At 72.8% G+C, this 24,296-nt stretch carries 25 protein-coding genes; 11 read left to right on the plus strand and 14 right to left on the minus strand.

What is annotated here, in order from left to right:
- Positions 1-422 precede the first annotated feature (422 nt).
- Positions 423-1,076 carry a DNA-3-methyladenine glycosylase gene (locus IH45_RS0130615; RefSeq protein WP_030675811.1) on the minus strand — a complete coding sequence of 218 codons (654 nt, stop codon included), beginning with the start codon at positions 1,074-1,076 and terminating at the stop codon, positions 423-425.
- Positions 1,077-1,265: 189 nt separating this feature from the next.
- On the opposite strand from IH45_RS0130615, the gene IH45_RS0130620 reads away from it, so the two are divergent.
- The 3 genes from IH45_RS0130620 to IH45_RS0130630 all read left to right on the plus strand — a co-directional run bounded on the left by IH45_RS0130620 (position 1,266) and on the right by IH45_RS0130630 (position 3,647).
- Positions 1,266-2,048, plus strand: a complete 783-nt coding sequence (locus IH45_RS0130620) for a sporulation protein (protein WP_030675813.1) — start codon at positions 1,266-1,268, stop codon at positions 2,046-2,048.
- Positions 2,049-2,146: 98 nt separating this feature from the next.
- A complete protein-coding gene (locus IH45_RS0130625) occupies positions 2,147-2,686 on the plus strand; it encodes a YbhB/YbcL family Raf kinase inhibitor-like protein (protein WP_030675817.1) in 540 nt (179 codons plus the stop codon).
- Between the two features lie 457 nt (positions 2,687-3,143).
- On the plus strand, positions 3,144-3,647 hold the full coding sequence (locus tag IH45_RS0130630; protein WP_030675820.1) for an HNH endonuclease: 504 nt from the start codon (positions 3,144-3,146) through the stop codon (positions 3,645-3,647).
- A gap of 12 nt (positions 3,648-3,659) precedes the next feature.
- Here the strand turns inward: IH45_RS0130630 and IH45_RS0130635 are convergent, their stop codons facing one another.
- The 4 genes from IH45_RS0130635 to IH45_RS0130650 form a co-directional block, all read right to left on the minus strand.
- A complete protein-coding gene (locus IH45_RS0130635) occupies positions 3,660-4,427 on the minus strand; it encodes a sulfite exporter TauE/SafE family protein (protein WP_030675823.1) in 768 nt (255 codons plus the stop codon).
- A gap of 99 nt (positions 4,428-4,526) precedes the next feature.
- Entirely contained in the window at positions 4,527-5,477 is a 951-nt protein-coding gene (locus IH45_RS0130640; RefSeq protein WP_030675826.1) for an SPFH domain-containing protein, read from the minus strand.
- Between the two features lie 159 nt (positions 5,478-5,636).
- A complete protein-coding gene (locus tag IH45_RS0130645; protein WP_030675828.1) occupies positions 5,637-6,047 on the minus strand; it encodes an NfeD family protein in 411 nt (136 codons plus the stop codon).
- A 79-nt stretch (positions 6,048-6,126) separates the two neighbouring features.
- A complete protein-coding gene (locus IH45_RS0130650; protein ID WP_030675831.1) occupies positions 6,127-6,936 on the minus strand; it encodes an ABC transporter ATP-binding protein in 810 nt (269 codons plus the stop codon).
- A 90-nt stretch (positions 6,937-7,026) separates the two neighbouring features.
- Between IH45_RS0130650 and IH45_RS0130655 the strand changes: the two genes are divergently transcribed.
- Positions 7,027-7,848, plus strand: a complete 822-nt coding sequence (locus IH45_RS0130655; RefSeq protein WP_030675835.1) for a hypothetical protein — start codon at positions 7,027-7,029, stop codon at positions 7,846-7,848.
- A 162-nt stretch (positions 7,849-8,010) separates the two neighbouring features.
- Here IH45_RS0130655 and IH45_RS0130660 read toward each other — a convergent pair whose 3' ends face one another.
- The 4 genes from IH45_RS0130660 to IH45_RS0130675 all read right to left on the minus strand — a co-directional run bounded on the left by IH45_RS0130660 (position 8,011) and on the right by IH45_RS0130675 (position 10,602).
- A complete protein-coding gene (locus tag IH45_RS0130660; protein ID WP_030675838.1) occupies positions 8,011-8,256 on the minus strand; it encodes a chaplin family protein in 246 nt (81 codons plus the stop codon).
- A gap of 97 nt (positions 8,257-8,353) precedes the next feature.
- A complete protein-coding gene (locus IH45_RS0130665) occupies positions 8,354-8,593 on the minus strand; it encodes a chaplin (RefSeq protein ID WP_030675850.1) in 240 nt (79 codons plus the stop codon).
- A 175-nt stretch (positions 8,594-8,768) separates the two neighbouring features.
- The gene (locus IH45_RS0130670) at positions 8,769-9,419 is read right to left on the minus strand and encodes a response regulator (protein WP_030675853.1); all 651 of its coding nucleotides are present in this window, start codon (positions 9,417-9,419) and stop codon (positions 8,769-8,771) included.
- A 19-nt stretch (positions 9,420-9,438) separates the two neighbouring features.
- Positions 9,439-10,602, minus strand: coding sequence for a GAF domain-containing sensor histidine kinase (locus IH45_RS0130675; protein ID WP_030675856.1), 1,164 nt, complete (start codon positions 10,600-10,602; stop codon positions 9,439-9,441).
- A gap of 182 nt (positions 10,603-10,784) precedes the next feature.
- Here IH45_RS0130675 and IH45_RS0130680 point away from each other — a divergent pair, with 182 nt between their 5' ends.
- The 4 genes from IH45_RS0130680 (at position 10,785) to IH45_RS0130695 (ending at position 14,488) form a co-directional block, all read left to right on the plus strand.
- A complete protein-coding gene (locus IH45_RS0130680) occupies positions 10,785-11,564 on the plus strand; it encodes an SDR family NAD(P)-dependent oxidoreductase (protein ID WP_030675859.1) in 780 nt (259 codons plus the stop codon).
- Complete coding sequence (locus IH45_RS0130685; protein WP_030675875.1) at positions 11,561-12,676, plus strand: S-adenosylmethionine:tRNA ribosyltransferase-isomerase; 1,116 nt, start codon at positions 11,561-11,563, stop codon at positions 12,674-12,676. The genes IH45_RS0130680 and IH45_RS0130685 overlap by 4 nt, the downstream gene beginning before the upstream one ends.
- Before the next feature lie 16 nt (positions 12,677-12,692).
- The gene (locus tag IH45_RS0130690) at positions 12,693-13,394 is read left to right on the plus strand and encodes a nitroreductase family protein (protein ID WP_030675878.1); all 702 of its coding nucleotides are present in this window, start codon (positions 12,693-12,695) and stop codon (positions 13,392-13,394) included.
- A 362-nt stretch (positions 13,395-13,756) separates the two neighbouring features.
- A complete protein-coding gene (locus IH45_RS0130695; RefSeq protein ID WP_030675881.1) occupies positions 13,757-14,488 on the plus strand; it encodes a transglycosylase SLT domain-containing protein in 732 nt (243 codons plus the stop codon).
- Between the two features lie 72 nt (positions 14,489-14,560).
- Here the strand turns inward: IH45_RS0130695 and IH45_RS0130700 are convergent, their stop codons facing one another.
- Positions 14,561-17,158, minus strand: coding sequence for an ABC transporter ATP-binding protein/permease (locus tag IH45_RS0130700; protein WP_030675883.1), 2,598 nt, complete (start codon positions 17,156-17,158; stop codon positions 14,561-14,563).
- 229 nt (positions 17,159-17,387) lie between these two features.
- On the opposite strand from IH45_RS0130700, the gene IH45_RS01000000144275 reads away from it, so the two are divergent.
- Both IH45_RS01000000144275 and serB read left to right on the plus strand, forming a co-directional pair.
- Positions 17,388-19,391, plus strand: a complete 2,004-nt coding sequence (locus IH45_RS01000000144275) for a streptophobe family protein (protein WP_078897853.1) — start codon at positions 17,388-17,390, stop codon at positions 19,389-19,391.
- 103 nt (positions 19,392-19,494) lie between these two features.
- The gene (gene serB / locus IH45_RS0130710) at positions 19,495-20,742 is read left to right on the plus strand and encodes a phosphoserine phosphatase SerB (protein ID WP_030675891.1); all 1,248 of its coding nucleotides are present in this window, start codon (positions 19,495-19,497) and stop codon (positions 20,740-20,742) included.
- Between the two features lie 70 nt (positions 20,743-20,812).
- Here serB and IH45_RS0130715 read toward each other — a convergent pair whose 3' ends face one another.
- From IH45_RS0130715 to IH45_RS0130730, 4 genes are all read right to left on the minus strand, one after another.
- On the minus strand, positions 20,813-21,331 hold the full coding sequence (locus IH45_RS0130715) for a SixA phosphatase family protein (RefSeq protein ID WP_030675895.1): 519 nt from the start codon (positions 21,329-21,331) through the stop codon (positions 20,813-20,815).
- A 98-nt stretch (positions 21,332-21,429) separates the two neighbouring features.
- Entirely contained in the window at positions 21,430-21,639 is a 210-nt protein-coding gene (locus IH45_RS0130720) for a hypothetical protein (RefSeq protein ID WP_030675898.1), read from the minus strand.
- Positions 21,640-21,840: 201 nt separating this feature from the next.
- Positions 21,841-21,957 carry an SGM_5486 family transporter-associated protein gene (locus tag IH45_RS1000000150690; RefSeq protein WP_254379843.1) on the minus strand — a complete coding sequence of 39 codons (117 nt, stop codon included), beginning with the start codon at positions 21,955-21,957 and terminating at the stop codon, positions 21,841-21,843.
- 4 nt (positions 21,958-21,961) lie between these two features.
- Positions 21,962-23,290 carry a CynX/NimT family MFS transporter gene (locus IH45_RS0130730; RefSeq protein WP_030675901.1) on the minus strand — a complete coding sequence of 443 codons (1,329 nt, stop codon included), beginning with the start codon at positions 23,288-23,290 and terminating at the stop codon, positions 21,962-21,964.
- A 219-nt stretch (positions 23,291-23,509) separates the two neighbouring features.
- On the opposite strand from IH45_RS0130730, the gene IH45_RS0130735 reads away from it, so the two are divergent.
- Positions 23,510-24,193: a FadR/GntR family transcriptional regulator gene (locus IH45_RS0130735; RefSeq protein WP_030675905.1), complete on the plus strand. Its 684-nt coding sequence runs from the start codon at positions 23,510-23,512 to the stop codon at positions 24,191-24,193.
- Positions 24,194-24,296 lie beyond the last annotated feature (103 nt).

The raw sequence follows: 24,296 nt of genomic DNA on the forward strand, positions 1-24,296 counted from the left end.
CGCCGGTGCGTTTCGGCCTTTCGGCTTCTTCGCGGTTCCAACCTTACCAGATCCGTTCGGCGTTTCCGCTTTCCGTTTCCGGCTCCCTGCTGGAGCGGGCTGACCGTCCGGCTTTCGCTTTCCGGCCTTTCCGACTCTATCAGAACCGCTTGGCAATCCGTTTCCGGGCTGCATTCGTTTCCGATTCCCCGTCGGAGGGGGTTGTTCGCGCCTTTCGGCGTGATCACTACGTTAGTCGAATTCCCGGGCGACTCATAATCGAGCCGTGGCGTCGAATTTCGGCAAGCGAAAGGCAAGCGAAACCGGCCCCGCCCCGGGGTGATCGTTCGTAGGTAGTGGGTTTGCGTCGCTCGGCGGCCCGCGCAGACAGCGCTGCCCGTCTCAAGCGGCTCGGGCTACGTTAGGCGGTCGCCGGGGCGGAGTCAAGCAGCCCTGCTCCGGCGCTTGCGCGGCACATGCGCGCGGTACGGACTGACCGTGGGATCGCCGTCGATCCAGAAGCGCCACGGGTGCACGGCGCCCTCGCCGCTGATGCCCGTACGCGGCCCGTTCAGCACCTCGCCGGCGTCCGCCGGATGCCCGTACAGAACGGTGAGCGGCTGGTCGGGGGCGGTGGAGCAGATGTCCGTACCGTCCAGGGAGCGGTCGATGTCGAGGGCGGTGGCGAGCCGGGCCGGGCCCTTGGCCAGCTCGCGCGTGTTGCGCGCCTTCGGACGGCGCGCGGCGGCTTGCTCCGTACCGGTGAGCACCTCCCCCGCCCGCAGCAGGACACCGCTGGCGGTGTCCTCCTTGTTGCAGACCAGGTTGAGGCTGAACCACATGCCGTAGATGAAGTACACGTACGCGTGACCGGGCGGGCCGAACATCGAGGCGTTGCGCGCGGTGCGGCCCCGGTAGGCGTGCGAACCCGGGTCGGACGACCCGTTGTAGGCCTCCACCTCCGTGATACGCAGCTCGATCGGCCCCTGTGGGGTACGGCGTACGAGGGTGCGGCCGAGCAGCTCAGGCGCGACGTCCAGGACGGGACGGTCGAAGAAGTCCCGGGTGAGCGGTCGGCGGTCCGGTGCGACGATCATGCGGATCAAGGGTAACGGAGAGCGACGCGAACCATCGGGCGCGCGACTTCCCACCGGGGTGTTCCGGCGGGAAGGGTTTGGAAAGGTGTGGCATACGGAACCGGAGCGCGCCGACCGGCGTGGGACCGGTCGGGCCGGGTTCCCGGCACATCGCACGAGGTACAGGCGTCTGCCTGGGAGGGAACGAGCATGGGGTTCAAGAAGCTGCTGGCCAGCTTGGGGGCCGGAGGAGCGTCGGTGGAGACGGTGCTCTTCGAGGAGAACGTCGTGCCGGGCGGGGTCGTGCAGGGCGAGGTGCGGATCGAGGGCGGTTCGGTCGCCCAGCGGATCGAGGGCCTGTCGGTGGGCCTCCAGGCGCGCGTCGAGGTGGAGGGCGGTGAGCAGGAGTACAAGCGGGACGTCGAATTCACCAAGCTGCGGCTCGGCGGCGCCTTCGAGGTGCAGGCCGGTGCGGTGCACACGGTGCCGTTCGGGCTGGAGATCCCGTGGGAGACGCCGGTGACGACGTTCCTGGGGCAGCAACTGCACGGTATGCACGTCGGGGTGACGACGGAGCTGGCGATCGCCCGTGCGGTGGACTCCGGTGACCTCGATCCGGTCAACGTGCACCCGCTGCCGGCGCAGCAGGCCATTCTCGACGCCTTCGGCCGGCTCGGGTTCCGCTTCAAGAGCGCGGACCTGGAGCAGGGGCACATCCGGGACACCCGGCAGCGGCTGCCGTTCTACCAGGAGATCGAGTTCTACGCGCCGCAGCAGTACCGCGGTCTGAACCAGGTCGAGCTGTCCTTCGTCGCGGACGACCGCGAGATGGACGTGGTGCTGGAGATGGACAAGAAGCCGGGTCTCTTCAGCGAGGGCAGCGACACCTACCGCTCGTTCGTGGTGCCGCTGGACGGCTTCCAGGCCACCGACTGGGCGGCGTACCTCAACCAGTGGCTAGCGGAGGTCGGCGGCAAGCGGAACTGGTTCTGACGACCGGCGCCGCCCCCGGCCGGGTGCCCGGCCGGAGCTTCGGCACAGGCTCTAACCTGGCCCGACAGCTGTCCATTCGCGACTCAGGAGGTGCCCAGGTGTCCGAGCTCAAGCGCCGGCCGCTCCCGCACGATTTCCATCCGCCGGTGGCCGGGTTCACCGTGGTGAGCGACGGGCTGACCGACGGCAGCCCGCTTCCGTCGGCGCAGGTGCAGGCGGAGGGCAACACCTCGCCGCACCTGCGGTGGGAGGGCGCGCCCGAGGGGACCCGCAGTTACGCCGTCACCTGCTTCGACCCGGATGCGCCGACCGGCAGCGGCTTCTGGCACTGGTCGGTCTTCGACATCCCCGCCTCCGTCACCGAGCTGCCCGCGGGCGCCGGTACGGGTGACATGAAGGGGCTGCCGGAGGGGGCCGTCCACGTACGCAACGACGCGGGTTCGCGGGACTTCACGGGTGCGGCGCCGCCGCCCGGTGACGGCCCGCACCGCTACGTCTTCACCGTGTACGCGGTGGACCAGGAGAAGCTCGGTCCGGACGCGGACGCGACGCCGGCCGTGGTCGGCTTCAACCTCCGCTTCCACGCGATCGGCCGGGCGCAGCTGATCGGCGAGTACGAGGTGTCGGCCGGAAGCTGAGCAAAGGGGCCGGTGTCCGGACCGCGGCCGCGTGCGGCCGCGCGGACACCGGCCTAATTCCGTTGCGCCCCGGCGCCCGTGCTCGCACAGTGGTGCATGACCGGCGAACGGCTCGCGGTACGGCCGTCGGGCAGCCGGCACCGCAGTGGCGGAGGCGGCGGGGCGCAGGTGTGTCGCCGGCCGCCTGCCGGAGTCCGTTTCGTGTCGGACGTCCGCGCCGGCTGCCGAACGCTCCGGGGTCCCGGTGTACGCACGGGGGCGGGGCCCCGGGGCGTGCCGCCCGCTTCGCGCCGCCGAGCGCCCTCTCCCGCCCCCTCGTGCACACCCTTACCTTCACCTCCCCGACACCTTCCATCTCCCTTGTGGCGTGCGGAAATTGCGTTGTCCAGGGGATCACTGGAGCTGCACAGTGGACCCACTTCGCCGAGCGGCGAACGGGGACCGGGAGGTGGACGGGATGCGCGAGACACTTGTACTCAATGCCAGCTTCGAGCCGCTGGCGACGGTGTCGCTGCGGCGTGCGGTGGTGCTGGTGATGCAGGACAAGGCCGTGGTCGAGCAGGCGCATCCGGGGCTGCGGTTCCGGGCGGCCGCGGTGGAGGTGCCGGTGCCGCAGGTGATCCGGCTCAGCAGGTACGTACGGGTGCCGTTCCGAAGACAGGCGGCGTGGTCGCGGCGCGGCGTTCTCGTACGGGACCAGCACCGGTGCGGGTACTGCGGTCGGCGGGCGACGACCGTGGACCACATCGTGCCGCGCTCGCGCGGCGGCGGCGACAACTGGCTGAACACCGTCGCGTCCTGCGCCGAGGACAATCACCGCAAGGCGGACCGGACGCCGGAGCAGGCCGGGATGCGGCTGCTGACCCGGCCGTTCGAGCCGACGCCCGCGGACGCTCTGGTGGCGGCGCTGGCCGGTTCCGTACGGGAGGAGCTGCCGGACTGGCTGGGGCTGCCCGCGTAGCGCTCGTACGGGTCAGTCGAGGAGCAGCTGGGTGATCGCCGCGATGCCGACGGCGACGATCACCCCGCGCAGTACGGCCGGCCGCAGCCGGCGGCCGATCCTGGCGCCGATCAGGCCGCCGAGGGCCGAGCCGGTGGCGATGAGGACGACGGCGAGCCAGTCGATGGGCGCGGCGAAGAGGAAGAAGAGCGCGGCGACGCCGTTGACGAGCAGGGACAGGACGTTCTTGACGGCGTTGAGGCGCTGCAGTTCCTCGCTGAGCAGCAGGCCCATCAGGGAGAGGTAGATGACTCCCTGGGCGGCGCCGAAGTAGCCGCCGTACATGCTCGCGAAAAGGATCCCGGTCAGCAGCAGGGCACCACCGTCCGTACGGGCGGTGGTGCCGTTGCGTTCGCGGCGGGCGCGCAGCGCGGCGGCGAGCCGGGGCTGGACGACGACGAGGACGAGGGCGACGGCGATCAGTACGGGCACGATCGCGTCGAAGGCGTCGGACGGCAGCAGCAGGAGCAGGGCCGCGCCGACCAGCCCGCCGGCCAGGGCCGCGGCGCCGAAGCGGCGTATGCGGCGCCCCTGTCCGGCCAGTTCGCGGCGGTAGCCGATCGCGCCGCTGAGCGAACCGGGCACCAGCCCCAGGGTGTTGGAGACGTTGGCGGTGACCGGCGGCAGGCCGGTGGCCAGCAGGACGGGGAAGGTGATCAGGGTGCCGGAGCCGACCACGACGTTGATCGCCCCGGCAGCACCGCCCGCGGCGAAGACGGCGAGCGCTTCCCAGATGGTCATGCGATCTCCCTCGTACATGATCGGTACGGTCCGATCATGCATCAGGGCCCGCCCCCGGCACAGTGCTTCGGCCGGGAGCGGGCCCTGCGGAGAGCCGGGTCAGTCGATGGGCGGCTGTTCGCGGTGCGGGGCGGACTTGGTCATGCCGGGGCCGGCGGACGGGGCGCCGCCGCCCGCGGGGTTGAAGCTGTTGATGGCGCCGCCGAGGCCCTTGAGGGCGTCGCCGATCTCGCTGGGGACGATCCAGAGCTTGTTGGCGTCGCCCTCGGCGATCTTCGGCAGCATCTGGAGGTACTGGTACGACAGCAGCTTCTGGTCCGGGTCGCCGGCGTGGATGGACTCGAAGACCACCCGGATCGCCTGGGCCTCGCCCTCGGCGCGCAGCGCGGCGGCCTTGGCCTCACCCTCGGCGCGCAGGATCGAGGACTGCTTCTCACCCTCGGCGGTCAGGATCTGGGACTGCCGGACACCTTCGGCCTGGAGGATCGCCGCGCGCTTGTCACGGTCGGCGCGCATCTGCTTCTCCATCGAGTCCTGGATGGAGGTCGGCGGCTCGATCGCCTTCAGCTCGACGCGGTTGACGCGGATGCCCCACTTGCCGGTGGCCTCGTCCAGGACGCCGCGCAGCGCCGCGTTGATCTCCTCGCGGGAGGTCAGGGTCCGCTCCAGGTCCATGCCGCCGATGATGTTGCGCAGGGTGGTGACGGTCAGCTGCTCGATGGCCTGGATGTAGCTGGCGACCTCGTACGTCGCGGCACGCGCGTCGGTGACCTGGTAGTAGATGACGGTGTCGATGTTCACGACCAGGTTGTCCTGGGTGATCACCGGCTGCGGGGGGAACGGCACGACCTGTTCGCGCAGGTCGATGCGGTTGCGGATGGAGTCGATGAACGGCACGACGATGTTCAGGCCCGCGTTGAGGGTGCGGGTGTAGCGGCCGAAGCGCTCCACGATGGCGGCGCTGGCCTGTGGGATGACCTGGATCGTCTTGATGAGTGCGATGAACACGAGCACCACCAGGATGATCAGGACGATGATGATCGGTTCCACTGCGGCTCCCGGTACCCCTCGGTGACTGGCTGCGGCGGCCGGTGCCGGCCTTCCGCTTGATCGAGTCTTCCAGAGCGAACGGCCCTCACGCAGGCGGTTCGGCTCATCGGTGCGCTCGTACGACGACTGGCTGGGCCTCTTACCCGACGACCGTGGCGGCTACATGACGACCGCGGTGGCGCCTTCGATCTCCACCACGTCCACCTTCTGGCCCGGCTCGTAGACCTGGTCGGCGTCCAGCGCGCGGGCCGACCAGACCTCGCCGCCGAGCTTGACCCGGCCGCCGGAGGCGTCGACCCGTTCCAGGACGGTCGCGGAGCGGCCCTTGAGGGCGTCGATGCCCGAGGCCAGCTGCGGGCGTTGACTGCGGTGGCGGTTGGCGATGGGGCGGACCACCGCGATGAGCGCGACCGAGACGGCGGCGAAGACAATGAACTGCGTGACCGTGCCGCCGCCGAGCCCCGCGGTCACAGCACCGGCGACGGCGCCGACCGCGAGCATCCCGAACTCGGGCATCGCGGTCACGACGAGCGGAATGCCCAGTCCCACGGCGGCGACGAGCCACCACACCCATGGATCCACGCCTTCATGGTAGATCCGCCGGACGGCCCGGGACAGGGGCCGTCCGGTCAAGGAGTGACCCGAAAGGTCAGGAAAGCGGCAGGCCCTGGGCGGTCCAGCGGTCGCCGTTGCGCTCGACGATCAGCGGCAGGCCGAAGCAGCGCGAGAGGTTGCCGGAGGTCAGCTCCAGGTCGAGCGGTCCGGCGGTGAGCACCTTGCCCTGTCGGATCATCAGGACGTGGGTGAAGCCCGGCGGGATCTCCTCGACGTGGTGGGTGACCATGATCATGGAGGGGGCGTACGGGTCGCGGGCGAGCCGGCCGAGGCGGCGTACGAGGTCCTCGCGGCCGCCGAGGTCGAGGCCGGCCGCGGGCTCGTCCAGCAGGAGCAGCTCGGGGTCGGTCATCATCGCGCGGGCGATGAGGGTGCGCTTGCGCTCGCCCTCGGAGAGGGTGCCGAACTTCCGGTCGAGGTACTCGTTCATGCCGAGGCGGTCGAGGAAGGCGCGGGCGCGCTGCTCGTCGATGTCCTCGTACGTCTCGCGCCAGCCGGCGGTCATGCCGTACGCGGCGGTGAGCACGGTCTGCAGGACGGTCTGGCTGCGCGGCAGCTTGTCGGCGAGTGCGATGCCGGCCACGCCGATGCGCGGGCGCAGGTCGAAGACGTCGACCTTGCCGAGCGTCTCGCCGAGGATCGTGGTGGTCCCGGTGCTCGGGTAGAGGTAGCTGGAGGCGACGTTGAGCAGGGTGGTCTTACCGGCGCCGTTGGGGCCGAGGATGACCCAGCGCTCGCCCTCCTTGACCGACCAGGAGACCTGGTCCACCAGAGCCCGTCCGTCGCGGACCACGGATACGTCCACCAGCTCCAGCACATCGCTCATGAGCGCGTTGTCTCCCATTGCATCTCGGTCGTCTCGTGCGCCTGTGGGCGCATCCCCCCAGCAAACCTACGCCACTCGCTGTCAGTGCCTGTCCTTAGGCTGGGGAGCATGCTCGATGAACCTCGTTCGGGACGCCTGGCCGCGTGGGGAAATGCCCTTTTGGCCGGGCTTGTCTCACCTGATGAAGCCGCGCAGCGGATCGCGGACGACGACGCGGTGCACCGCGTGCGCGGCCTGCCCGGCGAGCCGGGCCCGGTCGGGCTGACGCTCGCGCTGGGGCGGCTGCGGGCGCTGGGCGCGACGGGCCTGCGGGTGGCGCTGCCGGTGCCGGGGCATCCGCTGGGGCTGAGCGGCCCGCCGGAGTTCAACGCGCGGGCGATGGAGGCCGAGGAGGCGGTGCTGGCGGCCGGGGCCGCGCTGGGCCTCGTCCCGGAGGTGTTCGAGTCCGGCCCGGAGGGCTCGCCGGTGCCGCGCGCCGACGTGCACGTCGAGGTGGTCTGGCACTGCCTCGCGATACGGGACGCGCCGCCGGCCGACGTCCCCTCGCTCGGCGAGGCGGAACGGGAGCTGGCGGAGGCGCTGCGGGAGGCGACGGAGGTGCTCTCCCGGCTGGACGTGGCCGGTTCCGGCCCGGTCGCCCAGGCGGCGCTGGAGGCGTACCGCGCGCGGGCCGAGGCGGGCCGGCAGGTGCTGGCGCCCGGCTATCCGCCGCGCGCGGTGCGGGTGCTGGAGCTGGCGCAGCGGGTCGGCGCGCTCATCGGCATCGCGCAGGGCGCCGGCGGGGCCGGGCAGGAGCACGGTGGCGCGGTGAGCGCGTCGGAGATGGCCGCGCGGGCCGCGGCGCTGCGCCCGGTGGAGCGCACGGCCCGGCGCGCGCAGGTCGCGGCGTACAACGCGTACGTGGAGGAGGCGGAGCGGCGCCGGGAATGACCGGGCCGCCGTACGGACACCCTCCCCCGTACGGACGCCCCCTCCCCCCTACGGACTCCCTGCTCGCACGGGCGCACGGGGAAGGCCCCGCCCGACCGGGGAGAGGGTCGGGCGGGGCCTTCGGGGAGGACGCGGCGCGACCGCGGTCCGGTGTGCCGTGGCTCAGTGGTTCGCCGAGGCGTTGTGGTGGGCCGGGTTCAGCACGCCCACGACGTTGATGGTGTTGCCGGAGACGTTCACGGGCACGCTCACCGGGACCTGGACGAGGTTGCCCGACAGGATGCCGGGGGACGTGGTGACCGCGCCGTTGGCGTGCGCGTGACCGGTCGCGGCGGCGGAGCCGGCGGCGGCACCGGCGGCCAGTCCGGCGGTGGCGAGGACGAGAGCGGCCTTCTTGGCGGTGTTCATGTAGGTGTTCCTCACGTGTCGGCGCGGGGCCGGGATGGTGGTGGAGTGCTCGCAGCGGCCGGTCCGGCGGGCGCCGGGCGGCCGGCCGCGTCGCCCGTCAGGAGTTGTGGCTGCGGTTCCCGAAGGCCGGGTTCAGGGCGCCGACGACGGTGGCGGTGTTGCCGGTGGCGTTCACCGGGATGTGCACCGGGACCTGGAGCTGGTTGCCGGAAAGGACGCCGGGGGAGTTGACGGCGTGTCCCTGGGCGATGCCCTGCGCGCAGGCGGCACCGGCACCGGCGAAGGCGAGCCCGCCCGTGGCGATCGTGACGGCCACGGCCTTCTTGATGTTCTTCACTTCTTCTGACCTCTCCTGACGACGGCCGCGGTCGGGTCCCGCGGCATGCCATGGAGAACGGCCCGGTTCCGGACGGGTTGCGCCACACGGGTGACGTCCACCCGACGGTATGAATCTCCGATGGGATGCGGGCACACCGGCCCGCGCCCTGATAGTCGGACCGGAGACCGGCCCCTCAGGCGCCGATGCCGTGCCGGACCGCCCAGAGGGCCGCCTGGGTCCGGTCCGCCAGGTCCAGCTTCATCAGGATGTTCGACACATGGGTCTTGACGGTCTTCTCGGACAGCACCAGCGTCCGGGCGATCTCGCGGTTGGAGCGGCCGTCCGCGATCAGGGCCAGCACCTCGCGCTCCCGGTCGGTCAGCGACGTGCCGCGCCCCTGGCCGTTGTTGCCCTCCTCCTGGGCGAGCAGCGCGCTGGCCACCTCGGGCTGGAGCAGGACGTGCCCGGCGTGTACGGAACGGATGGCGCCGGCCAGCGCCTCCGGGTCCACGTCCTTGTAGACGTAGCCCGCCGCGCCCGCGCGGAGCGCCGGGACGACGGTGCGCTGCTCGGTGAAGCTGGTGACGACCAGCACGCGCGCCGGGTTGTCCAGTTCGCGCAGCTTGCGCAGCGCTTCGATGCCGTCGGTGCCCGGCATCTTGACGTCCATCAGGACGACGTCCGGGCGCAGCTGCTCGGCGGCGGCGATGCCCTCGTCGCCGTCGGACGCCTCCCCCACCACCTCGATGTCGTCCTGGACCTCCAGGAACGTGCGCAGCCCGCGCCGTACGACCTGGTGGTCGTCGACCAGCAGCACCCGGATCGTCCGTCCGCCGCCCGCCATCGCGCCGCCCCTGTCCGTGTCACCCACCGGGTACCTCCATCTCCACAGCGGTGCCCTTGCCGGGCTCCGATTCCACGGTGAGCCGGCCGCCGACGCCGCTCGCCCGGTCGCGCATCGACACCAGGCCCAGGTGCCGCCCGGCGCGGCGCACCGCGCGGGTGTCGAAGCCGCGGCCGTCGTCGGCGACGCGCAGCAGGGCGCCCTGGCCGCGCCGTACGAGGGTCACCTCGACCCGGTCGGCGCGGGCGTGCCGCAGGGCGTTGTGCAGGGCCTCCTGGGCGACGCGCAGCAGCGCCTCTTCCTGGGAGGCCGGCAGGGCCCGTACGCCGCGGGCCTCGAAGGTGACGCGGGCGTGGTGGGCGCGGTCCAGGACCTGGGCCTGGGAGCGCAGGGTGGCGACGAGGCCGTCCTCGTCCAGGGCGGCGGGGCGCAACTCGACGACGGCGGCGCGCAGTTCGTCGGCGGCCTCCGCGGCGAGGGCGGCGACCTGCTGCAACTCGCCCTTGGCGCGCGCCGGGTCGCGGTCCACGAGGGCGGTGGCGGCCTGCGCGGTCAGCCGCAGCGAGAAGAGTTTCTGGGCGACGGCGTCGTGCAGTTCGTGGGCGAGGCGGGCGCGCTCCCCCGCGATGGTCAGTTCGCGGCTGCGCTCGTACAGCCGGGCGTTGGTCAGCGCGATGGCGGCGTGCTGGGCGAGTATGCCGAGCAGCCGCTCGTCCTCGGCGGTGAAGCCGCAGCCGCCCTCGGGCTTGGGGCAGCGCTTGTTGGCGAGGAAGAGCGCGCCGAGGATCTCGTCGCCGTCGGCGACCGGCATGCCGATGAAGTCGGACATGTCGGGGTGGGCCGCGGGCCAGCCGCCGAAGCGCGGGTCGGTGCGGACGTCGGCGAGCCGCTCCGGGGTGGCGTTGTGCAGCATCGCGGCGAGGACGCCGTGCTGGCGCGGCAGCGGGCCGATGGCCTTCCACTGCTCCTCGCTGACGCCGTCGACCACGAACTGCGCGAAGCCGCCGTGGTCGTCGGGCACGCCGAGCGCGGCGTACTCGGCGTCGAGCAGTTCGCGCGCGGAGGCGACGATCGTCTTGAGGACGTCGCGCACCTCCAGGTGCCGGCTCATGGCGAGGATCGCGCTGCTCACGGCGGGGATCCCGGCGCCCGGCCCGTCTCCGTCCCGCGGTCCGTTGGTCATGGCATCACCGTACCGGCGGGCACCGACAGCCGTATCGGACCACCGTCGCCCTCCGCTTAGGCCGTCGGGACTAGGCCGAAGTGCCCTGGTCCGGCCCACCCGATGCCCGAGGTGGCCCGGGTCCCCCCGTTCCTAACGTGACGGTACGGACGCACAGCGAGGCGGAGAGGCGGGACGAGGCCATGCCGGTGGCGATCATTACGGGGGCGTCGAAGGGGCTGGGGCGCGCGCTGGGCGCGGCGCTGGCCGGGCGGGGCTGGGATCTGGTGGTGGACGCCAGGTCGGCCGGGCCGCTGGAGGAGGCGGCGCGGGAGCTGCGCCGGGGCGGAGCGCGGGTGGTGGCGCTGCCCGGGGACGTGACGGACGCCGCGCACCGGGCGGAGCTGGTGGCGGCGGCGCGCGACCTGGGCGGACTGGACCTGCTGGTCAACAACGCGAGCGTGCTGGGCGCGGAGCCGCTGGTGCGGCTGGAGGAGCATGCGCTCGACGGGCTGCGGGCGGCACTGGAGGTGAACGCGGTGGCGCCGCTGGGGCTCGTACAGGAGGCACTGCCGTTGCTGCGGGTGTCATCGGTCTTCGAGACGTCCGGGCCTTCTCCTTATATAGGTGACAGCGATGACCACATAGGGACAGAAGCCCACAAGAGTACGGGCGGGGCGGTGCTGAACATCAGCTCCGACGCGGCGGCCGAGGCGTACGAGACCTGGGGCGGTTACGGGGCGGCGAAGGCGGCGCTCGACCAGCTCTCGGCGGTGCTGGCGGTCGAGGAGCCGGGGCTGCGGGTGTGGTGGGTGGACCCGGGCGACATGCGGACGGACCTGTACGCGGCGGCCGTGCCCGGCGACGACGGCTCCGGCCGCCCGCTGCCCGGGACGGTCGTACCGGCGCTGCTGCGGCTGCTGGACGCGGGCGCGGCCAGCGGCCGGTACGCGGCGCCCGGCCTGCTGGACGGTGCCCGGTGACCGCCGAGGTGCTGCGGGTGCCGCCGGAGCTGTCCGCGCGGGAGCCGGCCGAGCAGCGGGCGCCCGGCGGGGGCCGGGACGCGGTGCGCCTGCTGGTCAGCCGGAGTACGGCGGAGCCGGCGCACCACGCGTTCCGGGAGCTGCCGCGGCTGCTGTCGGCCGGGGACGTCCTGGTGGTGAACACCTCGCGGACCCTGCCGGCGGCGCTGGACGGCCGGCTCGGGGACGGGCGGGGCCGCGGCGAGCCGGTGGTGGTGCACTTCTCGACGCGCGCCGACCGGCAGCACCCGCGGCCGGAGGCGGCGGCCGGGGACTGGGCGGTGGAGCTGCGGACGCCGGACGGCTGCGGCAGCACCCGGCAGCGGGCGGGTGGCCCGGCCGGGACGGTGGTGCGGCTGCCGGGCGGGGCGCGGCTGGAGCTGCGGGCGCCGGTGGACTCCGGGGGCGTACGGCTGTGGTGGGCGCGGGTGTCCGGGGCGCCGGTCGCGGATCTGCTGCGCCGGTACGGACGGCCGATCCGTTACGGCTATACCGACCGGGACCAGCCGCTGGACGCCTACCAGACGGTGTTCGCGGTGGGCTCGCCGGACGGCGGCGGCAGCGCGGAGATGCCGAGCGCGGCGCGGCCGTTCACCGCGTCCCTGGTGGCGCGGCTGGTCAGCCGGGGCGTGCAGATCGCGCCGGTGACGCTGCACACGGGGGTGGCGTCGGCGGAGGCGTACGAGCCGCCGTACCCGGAGCGCTTCACGGTGCCGCCGTCGACGGCGTGGCAGATCAACGCGGCGCGGGCGGGCGGCGGCAGGGTGGTGGCGGTGGGCACCACGGCCGTACGGGCGCTGGAGACCGCCGCCGGCCCGGACGGGCGGATCCGCGCGGCGTCCGGGTGGACCGAGCTGGTCGTCACCCCGGAGCGCGGGGTGCGGGCGGTGGACGGTCTGCTGACCGGGCTGCACGAGCCGCAGGCGTCGCACCTGCTCATGCTGGAGGCGGTCGGGCAGGCGGCGGCCGGCGCGGGATTCGGGGACGCGCTGTGCCGGGCGTACGCGGAGGCCGTGCGCCGCCGCTACCTGTGGCACGAGTTCGGGGATCTCCACCTCATCATGCCGTCCTGAACCCCAGACTCGGAGCATGTCGACACCAACGAGGAACTGGGCACCGACCCACGGCGATCCCTACCGGTCGGTGGCGTACCACCCCGAGCGGATGCCGGCCGGCGAATCCCTGGCCCGCGCCGCCGAGCTGCGGGAGCGGATGGACCGGCGGCGGACCGTCCGGCAGTTCTCCCCCGACCCGGTGCCGGAGCAGGCGGTGAGGGACGCCATCGCCTGCGCGGCCACCGCGCCTTCCGGCGCGCACCAGCAGCCCTGGACGTTCGCCCTGGTCAAGGACCCGGAGGTGCGGCGGCGCATCCGGGAGGCGGCAGAGGCGGAGGAACGTCTCTCCTACGCCGGCCGGCTGGGCGAGGAGTGGCTGGCGGCGCTGCGCCCGCTGGGTACGGACGAGATCAAGCCGCACCTGACCGACGCGCCCCACCTGATCGTGGTCTTCCAGCAGCGGTACTGGCTGGGCCCGGACGGCACGAAGCACAAGCACTACTACGTGGACGAGTCGGTGGGCATCGCGGTCGGGATGCTGCTGTCCGCGCTGCACCTGTCGGGCCTGGCCGCCCTGGTGCACACACCGAGCCCGATGCGCTTCCTCCAGGAGGTGCTGGAGCGCCCCGCGAACGAGAAGGCGTTCGCGGTGATTCCGGTGGGATATCCGGCCGAGGACTGTCGGGTACCGGATCTGGTCCGTAAGTCCCTGGACCAGGTGCTGGTGGAGATCTAATTCACTGACGCAGTGTGCGAGAGCAATCACACCGGGCAACTAAACCCCTTGCCCGGTGTGACGCCGCGCATAGGACCTGGGTCACTTACGAATGGCATTAGTGGCTTTGCCGCACACGTACGACTTTTGGACGATGCGGGGTGTACCTGGGGCTGACCCGGCTCTGACGATGGGATGAGCCGGTGGTGACGCGAGATCCGCGCCCCGGGTTCCACTAAGCCGGATCGTAATTCGGCTCTTTGCTCAGCCAATTTCCGGCCGCTAACAATGACTGCCGTCGCTCGGCGCCGTGGACAGAACTCGGCGTGCAACGCCGTCCCCGGCCACAGCGGCGCTCCCCATTGGAAGAGGTCTGACTCCGCATGCCCAAGCACGCCATTCCCGGCTACGCCCGCCTGAACCGGACGCACAAGCTCTCGGCCGCCGGCGTCGCCGCGGCCGGTGCCGCCGCGCTGGTCTTCGCCCTCGTCCCGGGTTCGGCGGACGCCGGGCAGAACGACCAGGCGGCCCAGAACGTCAAGCCGGTCGCCTTCAGCGCGGTCGACAGCGCCGCCAAGACCCAGCTGGAGACCATCGGCAAGCAGGCGGACGCCTCCGCCCAGCAGGCCGAGAAGGACGCCGCCGAGGCCAAGAAGAAGGCCGCTGACGAGGCCAAGGCCAAGGAGGAGGCCGACGCCAAGGCCAAGGCCGAGCAGGAGCGCAAGGACAAGGAGGCCGCGAGCCGGTCCGCCGACCGCGCCGCCGCCCCGGCCCCGGAGCCGGCCAAGTCGTACAGCAACGACCTGGACGGCTGGATCCGCGAGTCGCTGGACATCATGCAGAAGCACGGCATCCCGGGCTCCTACGACGGTCTCTACCGCAACATCATGCGCGAGTCGACCGGCAACCCGCAGGCCGTCAACGGCTACGACTCCAACGCGCAGCAGGGCACCCCGTCCAAGGGCCTGCTCCAGGTGATCGACCCGACCTTCCAGGCGTACCACGTCGAGGGCACCTCCTGGGACATCTTCGACCCGGTCGCCAACATCGTCGCCGCCTGCAACTACGCGGCCGCGACCTACGGCTCGATGGACAACGTGAACTCCGCGTACTGAGCCGGACGCACATACGCCGAGGGGCGGCACCCAGCGCTGGGTGCCGCCCCTCGGCGTTCGTCGTGCCACGCGCTACTTGCGCATGACCTCCGGCTCGTGCCGGCGCAGCAGCCGGGCCACCGCGAAGGCCAGGGCGACGCCGAGCGCGAGCAGGATGATCAGGTCCATCGCGTAGACGCCCGCCTCGTGCTTCCACAGCGGGTCGGGGTTGCCCGCCTCCCACGGCAGCAGCGTGTTCATGTCGGCGGTCGCGCCCATCGCGGCCACCGCCCAGCGCGACGGCATCAGCCAGGCCACCTGGGCGACGCCGACCGTGTCGAAGAGCTGGAAGAGCACGCCGGTGAAGACGACCTGGACGATGGCGAACATGACCAGCAGCGGCATGGTCTTCTCGGCGGTCTTGACCAGTGACGAGATGATCAGGCCGAACATCATCGAGGTGAAGCCCAGCGCGATGATCGCCAGCCCCATCTCGACGGCGGGCAGGTCCTTGAACAGCACGCCCTCGGTGGGCATCTTGCGCGGGGTGAAGCCGATCGCCGCGATGATCACGCCCTGGATGGCCGTGACCACCCCGAGCACGATCACCTTGGACATCAGGTACGCGGACCGGGACAGGCCGGTGGCCCGTTCCCGCTCGTAGATCACCCGTTCCTTGATCAGCTCACGGACCGAGTTGGCGGCGCCCGAGAAGCACATCCCGACCGCGAGGATCAGCATGATCGTGCTGGCGTCGCGGTTGGGGCCCTTGGGGCCGTAGCCCAGGCCGTGCTGGCTGGGGATGAGGATGGAGACCACGCCGAGCACGGCCGGCAGGATCAGCATCAGACCGAGGAAGCCGCGGTCGGAGGCGAGCACCGAGACGTAGCGCCGCATCAGGGTCCACAGCTGCGAGCCCCAGCTCTGCGACTTCTGCATCCGGACCGGGGGCGCCTGGACCGAGACCGACTGCGGGGCGACGGCGTCGATGTCCGCGGCGTACATCTGGTAGTGCGGGGAGCCGCGCCAGCGGCCCATCCAGTCGTAGTCGCGGTAGTTCTCGAAGGCGGAGAAGACGTCCGCCCAGGAGTCGTACTGGAAGAAGTTCAGCGCCTCCTCCGGCGGGCCGAAGTAGGCCACGCCGCCGCCCGGCGCCATCACCAGCAGCTTGTCGCACAGTGCCAGCTCGGCGACGGAGTGGGTGACCACCAGGACCGTACGGCCGTCGTCGGCCAGGCCGCGCAGCAGCTGCATGACGTCGCGGTCCATGCCCGGGTCCAGGCCGGAGGTCGGCTCGTCCAGGAATATCAGGGACGGCTTGGTCAGCAGCTCCAGGGCGACCGAGACGCGCTTGCGCTGGCCGCCGGACAGGGAGGTGACCTTCTTGTCCTTATGGACGTCCAGCTTCAGCTCGCGCAGCACCTCGTCGATACGGGCGGTGCGCTCGGCCTCGGCGGTGTCGCCGGGGAAGCGCAGCTTGGCCGCGTACTTCAGGGCCTTCTGGACGGTCAGCTCCTTGTGGAGGATGTCGTCCTGCGGGACCAGGCCGATGCGCTGGCGCAGCTCGGCGAACTGCTTGTAGAGGTTGCGGTTGTCGTAGAGGACGTCGCCCTGGTCGGCGGGCCGGTAGCCGGTCAGCGCCTTGAGCAGGGTGGACTTGCCGGACCCGGACGGGCCGATGACCGCCACCAGGGACTTCTCCGGGACGCCGAAGGAGACGTCCTTGAGGATCTGCTTGCCGCCGTCGACGGTGACGGTCAGGTGGCGGGCCGAGAAGGAGACCTCGCCGGTGTCGACGAACTCCTCCAGCCGGTCGCCGACCAGCCGGAAGGTGGAGTGGCCGACGCCGATGATGTCGTTCGGGCCGACCGGCGCCTTGCCCGACTTCGGGACCGGCTGGCCGTTGATGTACGTGCCGTTGTGGCTGCCGAGGTCGTGGATCTCGAAGCGGCCGTCGGGCGTGGCCCGGAACTCGGCGTGGTGCCGGGAGACCTGGAGGTCGGAGACGACCAGCTCGTTCTCCAGCGCGCGGCCGATGCGCATGACGCGGCCGAGGTCGAGGCGGTGGAACGTGGTCGGGCTGCGGTCGCCGTAGACCGGCGGGGCGGCGGCGCCGGACCGGTCGGCCGGCGGCTGCTGCGCCACGGGGGGCTGCTGCGCCACGGGAGGCCGGCTCCGGGGTGGCTGCTGCGGGGCGTACGGGGCCTGCGGCTGCTGGTTCCAGCCCTGCTGCTGCGGGACCTGGTGAGCCGGGGCCTGGTGGTGGGCGGGCGCCTGGTGGAGCGGCGGCTGCTGGGCCTGCGGCGGAGCGGCCCATCCGGGCCCGGCCTGGACCTGCGGCTGGGCCATCGCGGTCTGCGCGCTGTGCACCCCGGCGGCCGGCGCGGCGCTGCCCGACAGGGTCAGCCGCGGGCCGTCGGTGGCGTTGCCGAGGTGCACCGCGGAGCCGGGGCCGATCTCCAGCTGATGGATCCGCTGGCCCTGGACGTACGTGCCGTTGGTGCTGCCCTGGTCTTCGATGACCCAACTGTGTCCGCCCCAGCGCACGATGGCGTGCCGCCAGGACACCCTGGCGTCGTCCAGCACCATGTCGCCCTGCGGATCACGGCCCAGGCTGTAGGACCGGGACGGGTCGAGCGTCCAGGTCCGTCCGTTCAATTCGAGTACGAGTTCAGGCACTCCATGCCCCATTACATAGTCCCCCGAGTGACGCCCTGTATGGGAAGTCTAGGGATGGCGAACATCGTGAGGAACTATTTCAGGCACGGTGCCCGGAGCCAAAAAACGGGCCCGGCAAGGTCATCGGCCGGGTGCGTTGACGGCGGCGAAACGCCCACGGAGAGTGGTAAGCACCCACGGAAGCGTACGGATCATGGCATCGTGCGCGTTCGGGACGACACGGCTCGGATCGGGGGCTTCGATGACCGCCGGCACCACCGCACGGATCCGCTGGGGCGACGTTCTGCTGTCCGCCGTCGCCGCCGTCAGCTGGGCGTTCTTGGCGATGGCCGGGGTGGCGGCGCTGGGGCTGCACCTGCTGGGCGCCGACTCCGCGGCGTCGCTGGGCCCGCTGACCGCCGCGGCGGTGGTGCTGGCCGTGGGCGGCTCCGTGACGCCGTCGGGCGATGTGAGCGCCTTCGGGCTGGAGGGACAGGCGGCCGAATCCGCCGTTGACATCGCGCCGTTGGGTGTGGGTCTGGTGGGTGCCCTGGTGCTGGGGTGGGTGTTCGCCCGGTCGCTGCGCCGGGCCGGCGCGACCGTCGGGTGGGGCGAACTGGCCGCCCGCGCCGGGGCGTTGGCGGGTCTGTTCGTCGCGCTGCTGGCCTTCCTGGCCTGGGCCGGACACGACTCCGTAACGATCGACGGCAAGACGCTGGCCGGACTGGGCGGGCTCGTCGGCGGCGGGGGCTCTGGAGGCGGGAGCGGTGACGGCGGACTGCTCGACCGGCTGCGGGACGGCCTGGGCGGTCTCGGCATCGGGGACGGCGACAGCGGCGGACTGCCCGAGCGGATCGCCGACCTGATCGGCGCCAAGGCTTCGGTCGGATTCGCGGTGGACACCGGCGCCTCCCTCCTCGGCGGCGCGGTGTGGGTACTGGGGGTGCTGCTGATCACGGTGCTGGCGGCCCGGCGGGCGCCGCTGCCCCGCTCGCTCACGGCCGCCCACCGCTTCGTGCGGCCCGCGGCGTCGGCGCTGGTCACGGTGGCGCTGGTGGCGGTCGTGGCGGGTCTGGCGGCTGCCGGGTACGCGGCCATCGGCGACGATCACCCGCGGCGGGTACTGGGCGCCGCACTGCTCGCCGCCCCGAACGGCGTATGGCTCGGCATCCCGCTCGGCCTCTTCGTCCCCTGGCACGGCAGCGCCTCCGGCGTGCTCACCCGGTTCCTGCCCGCCCCCGTGGACCAGCTGCTCGACGGGCGGAACGGGGCGCAGCTGACCATCGGGCGGCTCGCCGAGCTGGACGGGCGAGTGTGGCTGCTGCCGGTGGCCGCCGCGCTGATGATGTTGCTGGCGGGCGTGTTCACGGCGGTCCGTACGCCGCGGGCGGGCGCCCGGACACTGCCCTTCGCGCTGCGCTGCGCGGCCGGGCTGGGCGCGCTGACGGCGCTCACGCTGCCGCTGATGGTGCACCTGACCGGCGTCTCGGCCAACGCGAGCCTGTCCGTCTTCGGATTCGACGCCTTCGGCGCGGGCCTGGAGCTGCGCGGGAGCGTGCCCGCGGCGTTCGCGCTGGGGGCGGTGTGGGGTGCGGTGGCGGGCCTGGTGGGTGGCCTGCTTGCGTGCGCCACCGGGGCGGCCGGGCGGCGGGCCGTACGGCTGCCGGAGAGTGCGGGGCCGGAGCGCGCGGGGCACGGGCCGGAGGACGTACGGGGGCAGAGGTACGGGCAGGACGCCGACGCCCGTGCGCAGCAGAAGTACGGGAAGGATCACGCGGCCCCCACGCAGGGGTACGCCCCCCGGGGTTACCCCGACGCCGCCTACGGACCCGGCCCGTACACGCCCTCCCCTGTCTACCGGCCGCCGAACGCCGACACGAATCCGTATATGCGGCGGCCGGAGGGGCGAAAGCCTTCGCCGCCGCCACCCGGGCAACCGCCCCGTCAGCAGACCTGGCCGACGCCACCGGCAGGCCCCCCGCCGGAGACCCAGACCTGGCCGCCGCCCCCCGAGCAGCCCCCGCACTCCCGCGACTGGGACCCGCCGCCCGCCGGGCACGCGGCGCCGACCGCGCGCCGCCCCGGAAGCAGGCCGCCGGAAGCTCCCCCGCCGCCCGAGTCCCACCCCACGGTCGGCAGCGGCTACCGGCCGCCCCCTCCCCCGCGTCCCCCGGTGCCGCCCAAGCCGCACGGCACGCCCCGGAAGCGTCGCGAGGATCCGCCCGAGGGGCCACCGCCGCCCGGACGGCCGGGAGGAGGCCGCTGACGGCCTGCGTGCGAACGCCGGAAGAACGCCGCTGAACTGCGGAGCGTCCGGACCACGGACACCTGTACGGGAGCCGGCACGGTCCGGTTACCGTAAGAGCACCATGAGCGCATCGCAGATCCCGCCTGCCACCGCCGTACCGGGCGACGACGTACCGACCCTCCTCGTCAAGATCTTCGGAAAGGACCGGCCGGGTATCACCGCCGGACTCTTCGACACCCTCGCCGCCTACTCCGTCGACGTCGTCGACATCGAGCAGGTGGTCACCCGGGGCCGCATCGTGCTGTGCGTCCTGGTCACCTCGCCCGTCCCGGCCGACGGCTCGTCCGGCGCCACCGAGGGCGACCTGCGCGCCACCGTCCACAGCTGGGCCGAGTCGCTGAACCTCCAGGCCGAGATCATCTCCGGCACCGGTGACAACCGGCCGCGCGGCACCGGCCGCTCGCACGTCACCGTGCTCGGCCACCCGCTCACCGCCGAGTCCACCGCCGCCATCGCCGCCGCGATCACCGGCACCGGCGCCAACATCGACCGTATCTTCCGGCTCGCCAAGTACCCCGTCACCGCAGTGGAGTTCGCGGTCTCCGGCACCGCCACGGACACCCTGCGCACCACCCTGGCCATAGAGGCCGCAGCCCTCGAAGTGGACATCGCGGTGGTCTCCTCCGGCCTCCAGCGCCGCGGCCGGCGGCTGATCGTCATGGACGTCGACTCCACCCTCATCCAGGACGAGGTCATCGAGCTGTTCGCGGCGCACGCGGGCTGCGAGGCGGAGGTCGCCGCGGTCACCACCGCGGCAATGCGCGGCGAGCTGGACTTCGAGGAGTCGCTGCACGCCCGCGTCGCGCTCCTGAAGGGGCTCGACGCGTCCGTGGTGGACCTCGTGCGCAAGGAGGTGCGGCTGACCCCCGGCGCCCGGACACTGGTCCGCACCCTCAAGCACCTCGGCTACCAAGTCGGCGTCGTCTCCGGCGGGTTCACCCAGGTCACCGACGCACTCCAGGAGGAGCTGGGCCTGGACTTCGCGTCCGCCAACACGCTGGAGATCGTGGACGGCAAGCTCACCGGCAAGGTGACCGGCGAGATCGTGGACCGGGCGGGCAAGGCGCGGCTGCTGCGCCGCTTCGCCCAGGAGGCGGGCGTGCCGCTCACGCAGACCGTGGCGATCGGCGACGGCGCCAACGACCTCGACATGCTCAACGCCGCGGGCCTGGGCGTGGCGTTCAACGCCAAGCCGCTGGTCCGCCAGGCCGCGCACACGGCGGTGAACGTGCCGTTCCTGGACACCGTGCTCTACCTGCTCGGCATCACCCGCGAAGAGGTCGAGGCGGCGGACACACACGACGACTGAGGCCGTACGGAACGGCGAAGGGCTCCGACGCGCGCCGCGTCGGAGCCCTCGTGCTTCCCGGCGGTGCCGGTCAGGCGTGCGGCGCCCAGAACGCGGCCAGGCGGCCGACGCCGTGCTCGACCGACTTCCAGGAGCCGGTGAAGGTCAGCACGGCGATCGAGGAGGTGGGGAAGCCGCTGCGGTTCATCCGGGGCAGCAGATCGCCTTCCGCCTCGCCCGCCAGCGCGTCGGCGAGCGCGTGCATGCCCGGGTTGTGGCCGACCAGCATCAGGTCGCCGACCTCTTCGGAGGTCTCGTTCAGCAGCGCGATCAGTTCGCCGAGGGAGGCTTCGTACAGCCGCTCGTCGTAGACGGTCCGGGGCCGCTGCGGGAGCTCGCCCACGACGAGCTTCCAGGTCTCGCGCGTGCGCGCGGCGGTCGAGCACAGGGTCAGGTCGGGGGTGATCCCGGCTCCGGCCAGCCAGTGACCGGCGACCGGGGCGTCCTTGCGGCCGCGGTCCGCGAGGGGGCGCTCGTGGTCGCTCTCCTGGGACCAGTCGGCCTTGGCATGGCGAAGAAGGACAATCCGGCGAGGTGTTTCGGCGCTCATGTTTCCCAGCTTCGCACGAAACCCGGCGCGGGGCGCGAGGTGTTGGAGCGCTCCCCCCGCAGGGTGAACGCGCCGTGGGCGGTCACCGGTACCGGCCCTCAGGCGGCGATGCCGACGACCCGGGCGAGGAATTCCAGCAGCGGCGCCAGGCTCTGGGACGCGCTCACCGCGTGCGCCGGGGACGGCGCGGTCATGACGACGAGCAGCGTGACGAAGGAGACGACGGCCAGGGCCACGGCCCACCACGGCAGGCCGGTGCGGGCACCCGGGCTGCGCGGGACGGACGACCGGCTGGACACGGCGGACATCGGTGGCCTCCGGGGACGTTGGCGGGGACGACGCGGCCGCGTGGTGCGGCCGCGCCCACCGCAGCGGCACGGTGTACGTCGAACCTACGGTCCGGCGGCTGCCGTTCCCATCCGGTACACCACCCACTTGCCCCTGACCCTGGCCCCCTAGGGGACGGTGGGGTTAGCCCCACCCTCGCTCCGGCCGGGCCGTCCGGCGCGTCAGGGTGAGGCGATGCTCGCGATGACGCCGATGACGACGGTCACCGCCAGCATCGCCCCCAGCACGATGAGCAGCTTCTTCTGTCCGCCCTGCGGATTCGGTTCGAGCACTGGCATGGCTTCAGTGTCGCACCCGGGCCTCGTCCTCCATCCGGCGGTCCCGGCCCGCCAGCATCCCGACCGCCATCTGGGGCACCATCAGCCCGGCCATCAGCGCGAGCGGCAGCCCCCAGCCGCCGCTGTGCTGGTAGAGCGTGGCCACCAGGAAGGGGCCCGGCAGGGAGATCAGATAGCCGACGCTCTGGGCGAAGGCGGACAGCCGCACGACGCCGTCGGCGGAGCGCGCACGCATCCCGATCATCGTCAGGGCCAGCGGGAAGGCGAGGTTCGACATCCCCATGAGCAGCGTCCAGACCCAGGCCCCGCCGGCCGGGGCCAGCCACAGGCCGGCGTAGGCGGCCAGCCCGCACAGGCCGAGGCCGACGGCGAGCAGGCCCTGGTTGCGCATCCGGGCGGCCACCCGGGGCAGGACGAAGGACAGCGGTACGCCGATCGCCATGGTGAAGGCGAGCAGCACGCCCGCGGTACCCGCCGGGACCCCGGCGTCGCGGAAGATCTGCGCCATCCAGCCCATGGTGACGTAGGCGGCGGTGGCCTGGAGGCCGAAGTAGACGGCCAGCGCCCAGGCGGTCGGCGAAGTGCCGACCCGCAGGGCGGGCGGCGCGGCGGGCGCCGTGGCGGCCGGTCCGCGCTCGGCCCTGCGGCCGCGTACGACGGTCAGCCAGGGCAGGACGGCGAGCGCGGCGAGCAGCGCCCACACCCCGAGACCGGCCTGCCAGCTGCCGCTGAGCGCGGTGGTGACGGGGACGGTCAGCGCCGCGGCGAGGGCGCTGCCGAGCGCCAGCGCCATGGAGTACAGGCCGGTCAGCGGGCCGACGCGGTCCGGGTACCAGGTCTTGATGACGACCGGCAGCAGCACGTTGCTGACCGCGATGCCCGCGAGGGCCAGTGCGGTGGCGGCGAGGAAGCCGGCGGTGCTGCCCGTGTAGGGCCGTACGACGATGCCCGCGGCGATCGCGGCCATGCCCGCGCAGACGACCGCGCCGGGCCCGAAGCGCCGGGCCAGCCGCGGGGCGGCGATGCCGAAGACCGCGAAGCACAGTGCCGGTACGGAGGTGAGCAGGCCGGCGACGGTCGCGCTCATGCCCAGGCCGGACCGCACCTCTTCCATGAGCGGGCCGAGGCTGGTAATGGCCGGGCGGAGGTTGAGGGCGGCCAGGAACAAGCCGACGATCATGACGATCGGCGCCGCTCGCCCGGGGGCCGGGGTACGGTCCGGCCCGGGACCGGTGCGGCCGTCCGGCCCGACCGGTGCGGTCGGGTGCTGTTCCGGCCGCGGGCCGCGGGGCCCGGCGCCGGGGCCGAGCGTCGCGAGGGAGTCGTCTGCCATGCGACTCATCATAGAATCATAGGATGAATGCTTGTCCAGGGATTTGCGGGCGCACCCCTCGTTCGCCCGGGAGCACCCCGCGGGCGTACGGGCGTACCCAGCGGGCGTACGGGCGTACCCAGCGGGCGTACGGCCGGGCCGAGCGCGCGACAGGCTCGCTATCCTCTCGTCGCGGTGTCTGCCGTCGGGCCCCGGCCCCCGTCCCACTGGAGCGCTGACATGCCTCTGACCTCGCCCCGGCGCTCCGCGCTGGCGGACCAGGTGATCACGCAGCTGCGGGCGCAGATCACCTCCGGCGAGTGGCCGGTGGGCTCGCGCATCCCGACCGAGCCGGAGCTGGTCGAGCAGCTCGGGGTGGCCCGCAACACCGTCCGCGAGGCCGTACGGGCGCTGGCGCACAACGGCCTGCTGGACATCCGCCAGGGCTCCGGCACGTACGTGGCGGCGACCAGCGAACTGGCCGGGGTGATGAACCGCCGCTTCGCGGACGCGGACCCGGAGCACGTGGCCGAACTGCGCAGCGCGCTGGAGGCGGCGGCGGCCCGGCTGGCCGCGCGCCGCCGTACCGACCACGACCTGCGGCAGCTCGACACCGCGCTGGAGCGGCGCGAGCGGGCCTGGGAGTCCGGCGCGGCGACCGCGTTCGTGGAGGCCGACGCGACCCTGCACATGGCGGTCGTCGCGGCCTCCCACAACGAGGTGCTGGCCGAGCTGTACGCCGACCTCGGCGGCGTACTGCGGGAATTCCTGCGCGCCGACGTGGGCGACGTGCTGCGGCCCGAGGCCCACACGGACCACGCGCGGCTGGTCGCGGCGATCCGCGCGGGCGACGGCGAACGCGCCGCGGCGGAGGCGAGCACGCATCCCTTCGGGTGCCGGCTCAACGCGCAGGGCGCCGGCTGACCCCGTACGCGTACCCGGCTGCCCCGTACAACGCGCGCTGCCCGCCCCGGCGGACCGGGACGGGCAGCGTCCATCAGGCGCTGGCGGGCGTCAGGCGCCCCTC

This window comes from Streptomyces rimosus subsp. rimosus (genome assembly GCF_000720725.1).
In the GTDB taxonomy this organism is placed as follows: Bacteria; Actinomycetota; Actinomycetes; order Streptomycetales; family Streptomycetaceae; genus Streptomyces; species Streptomyces rimosus_A.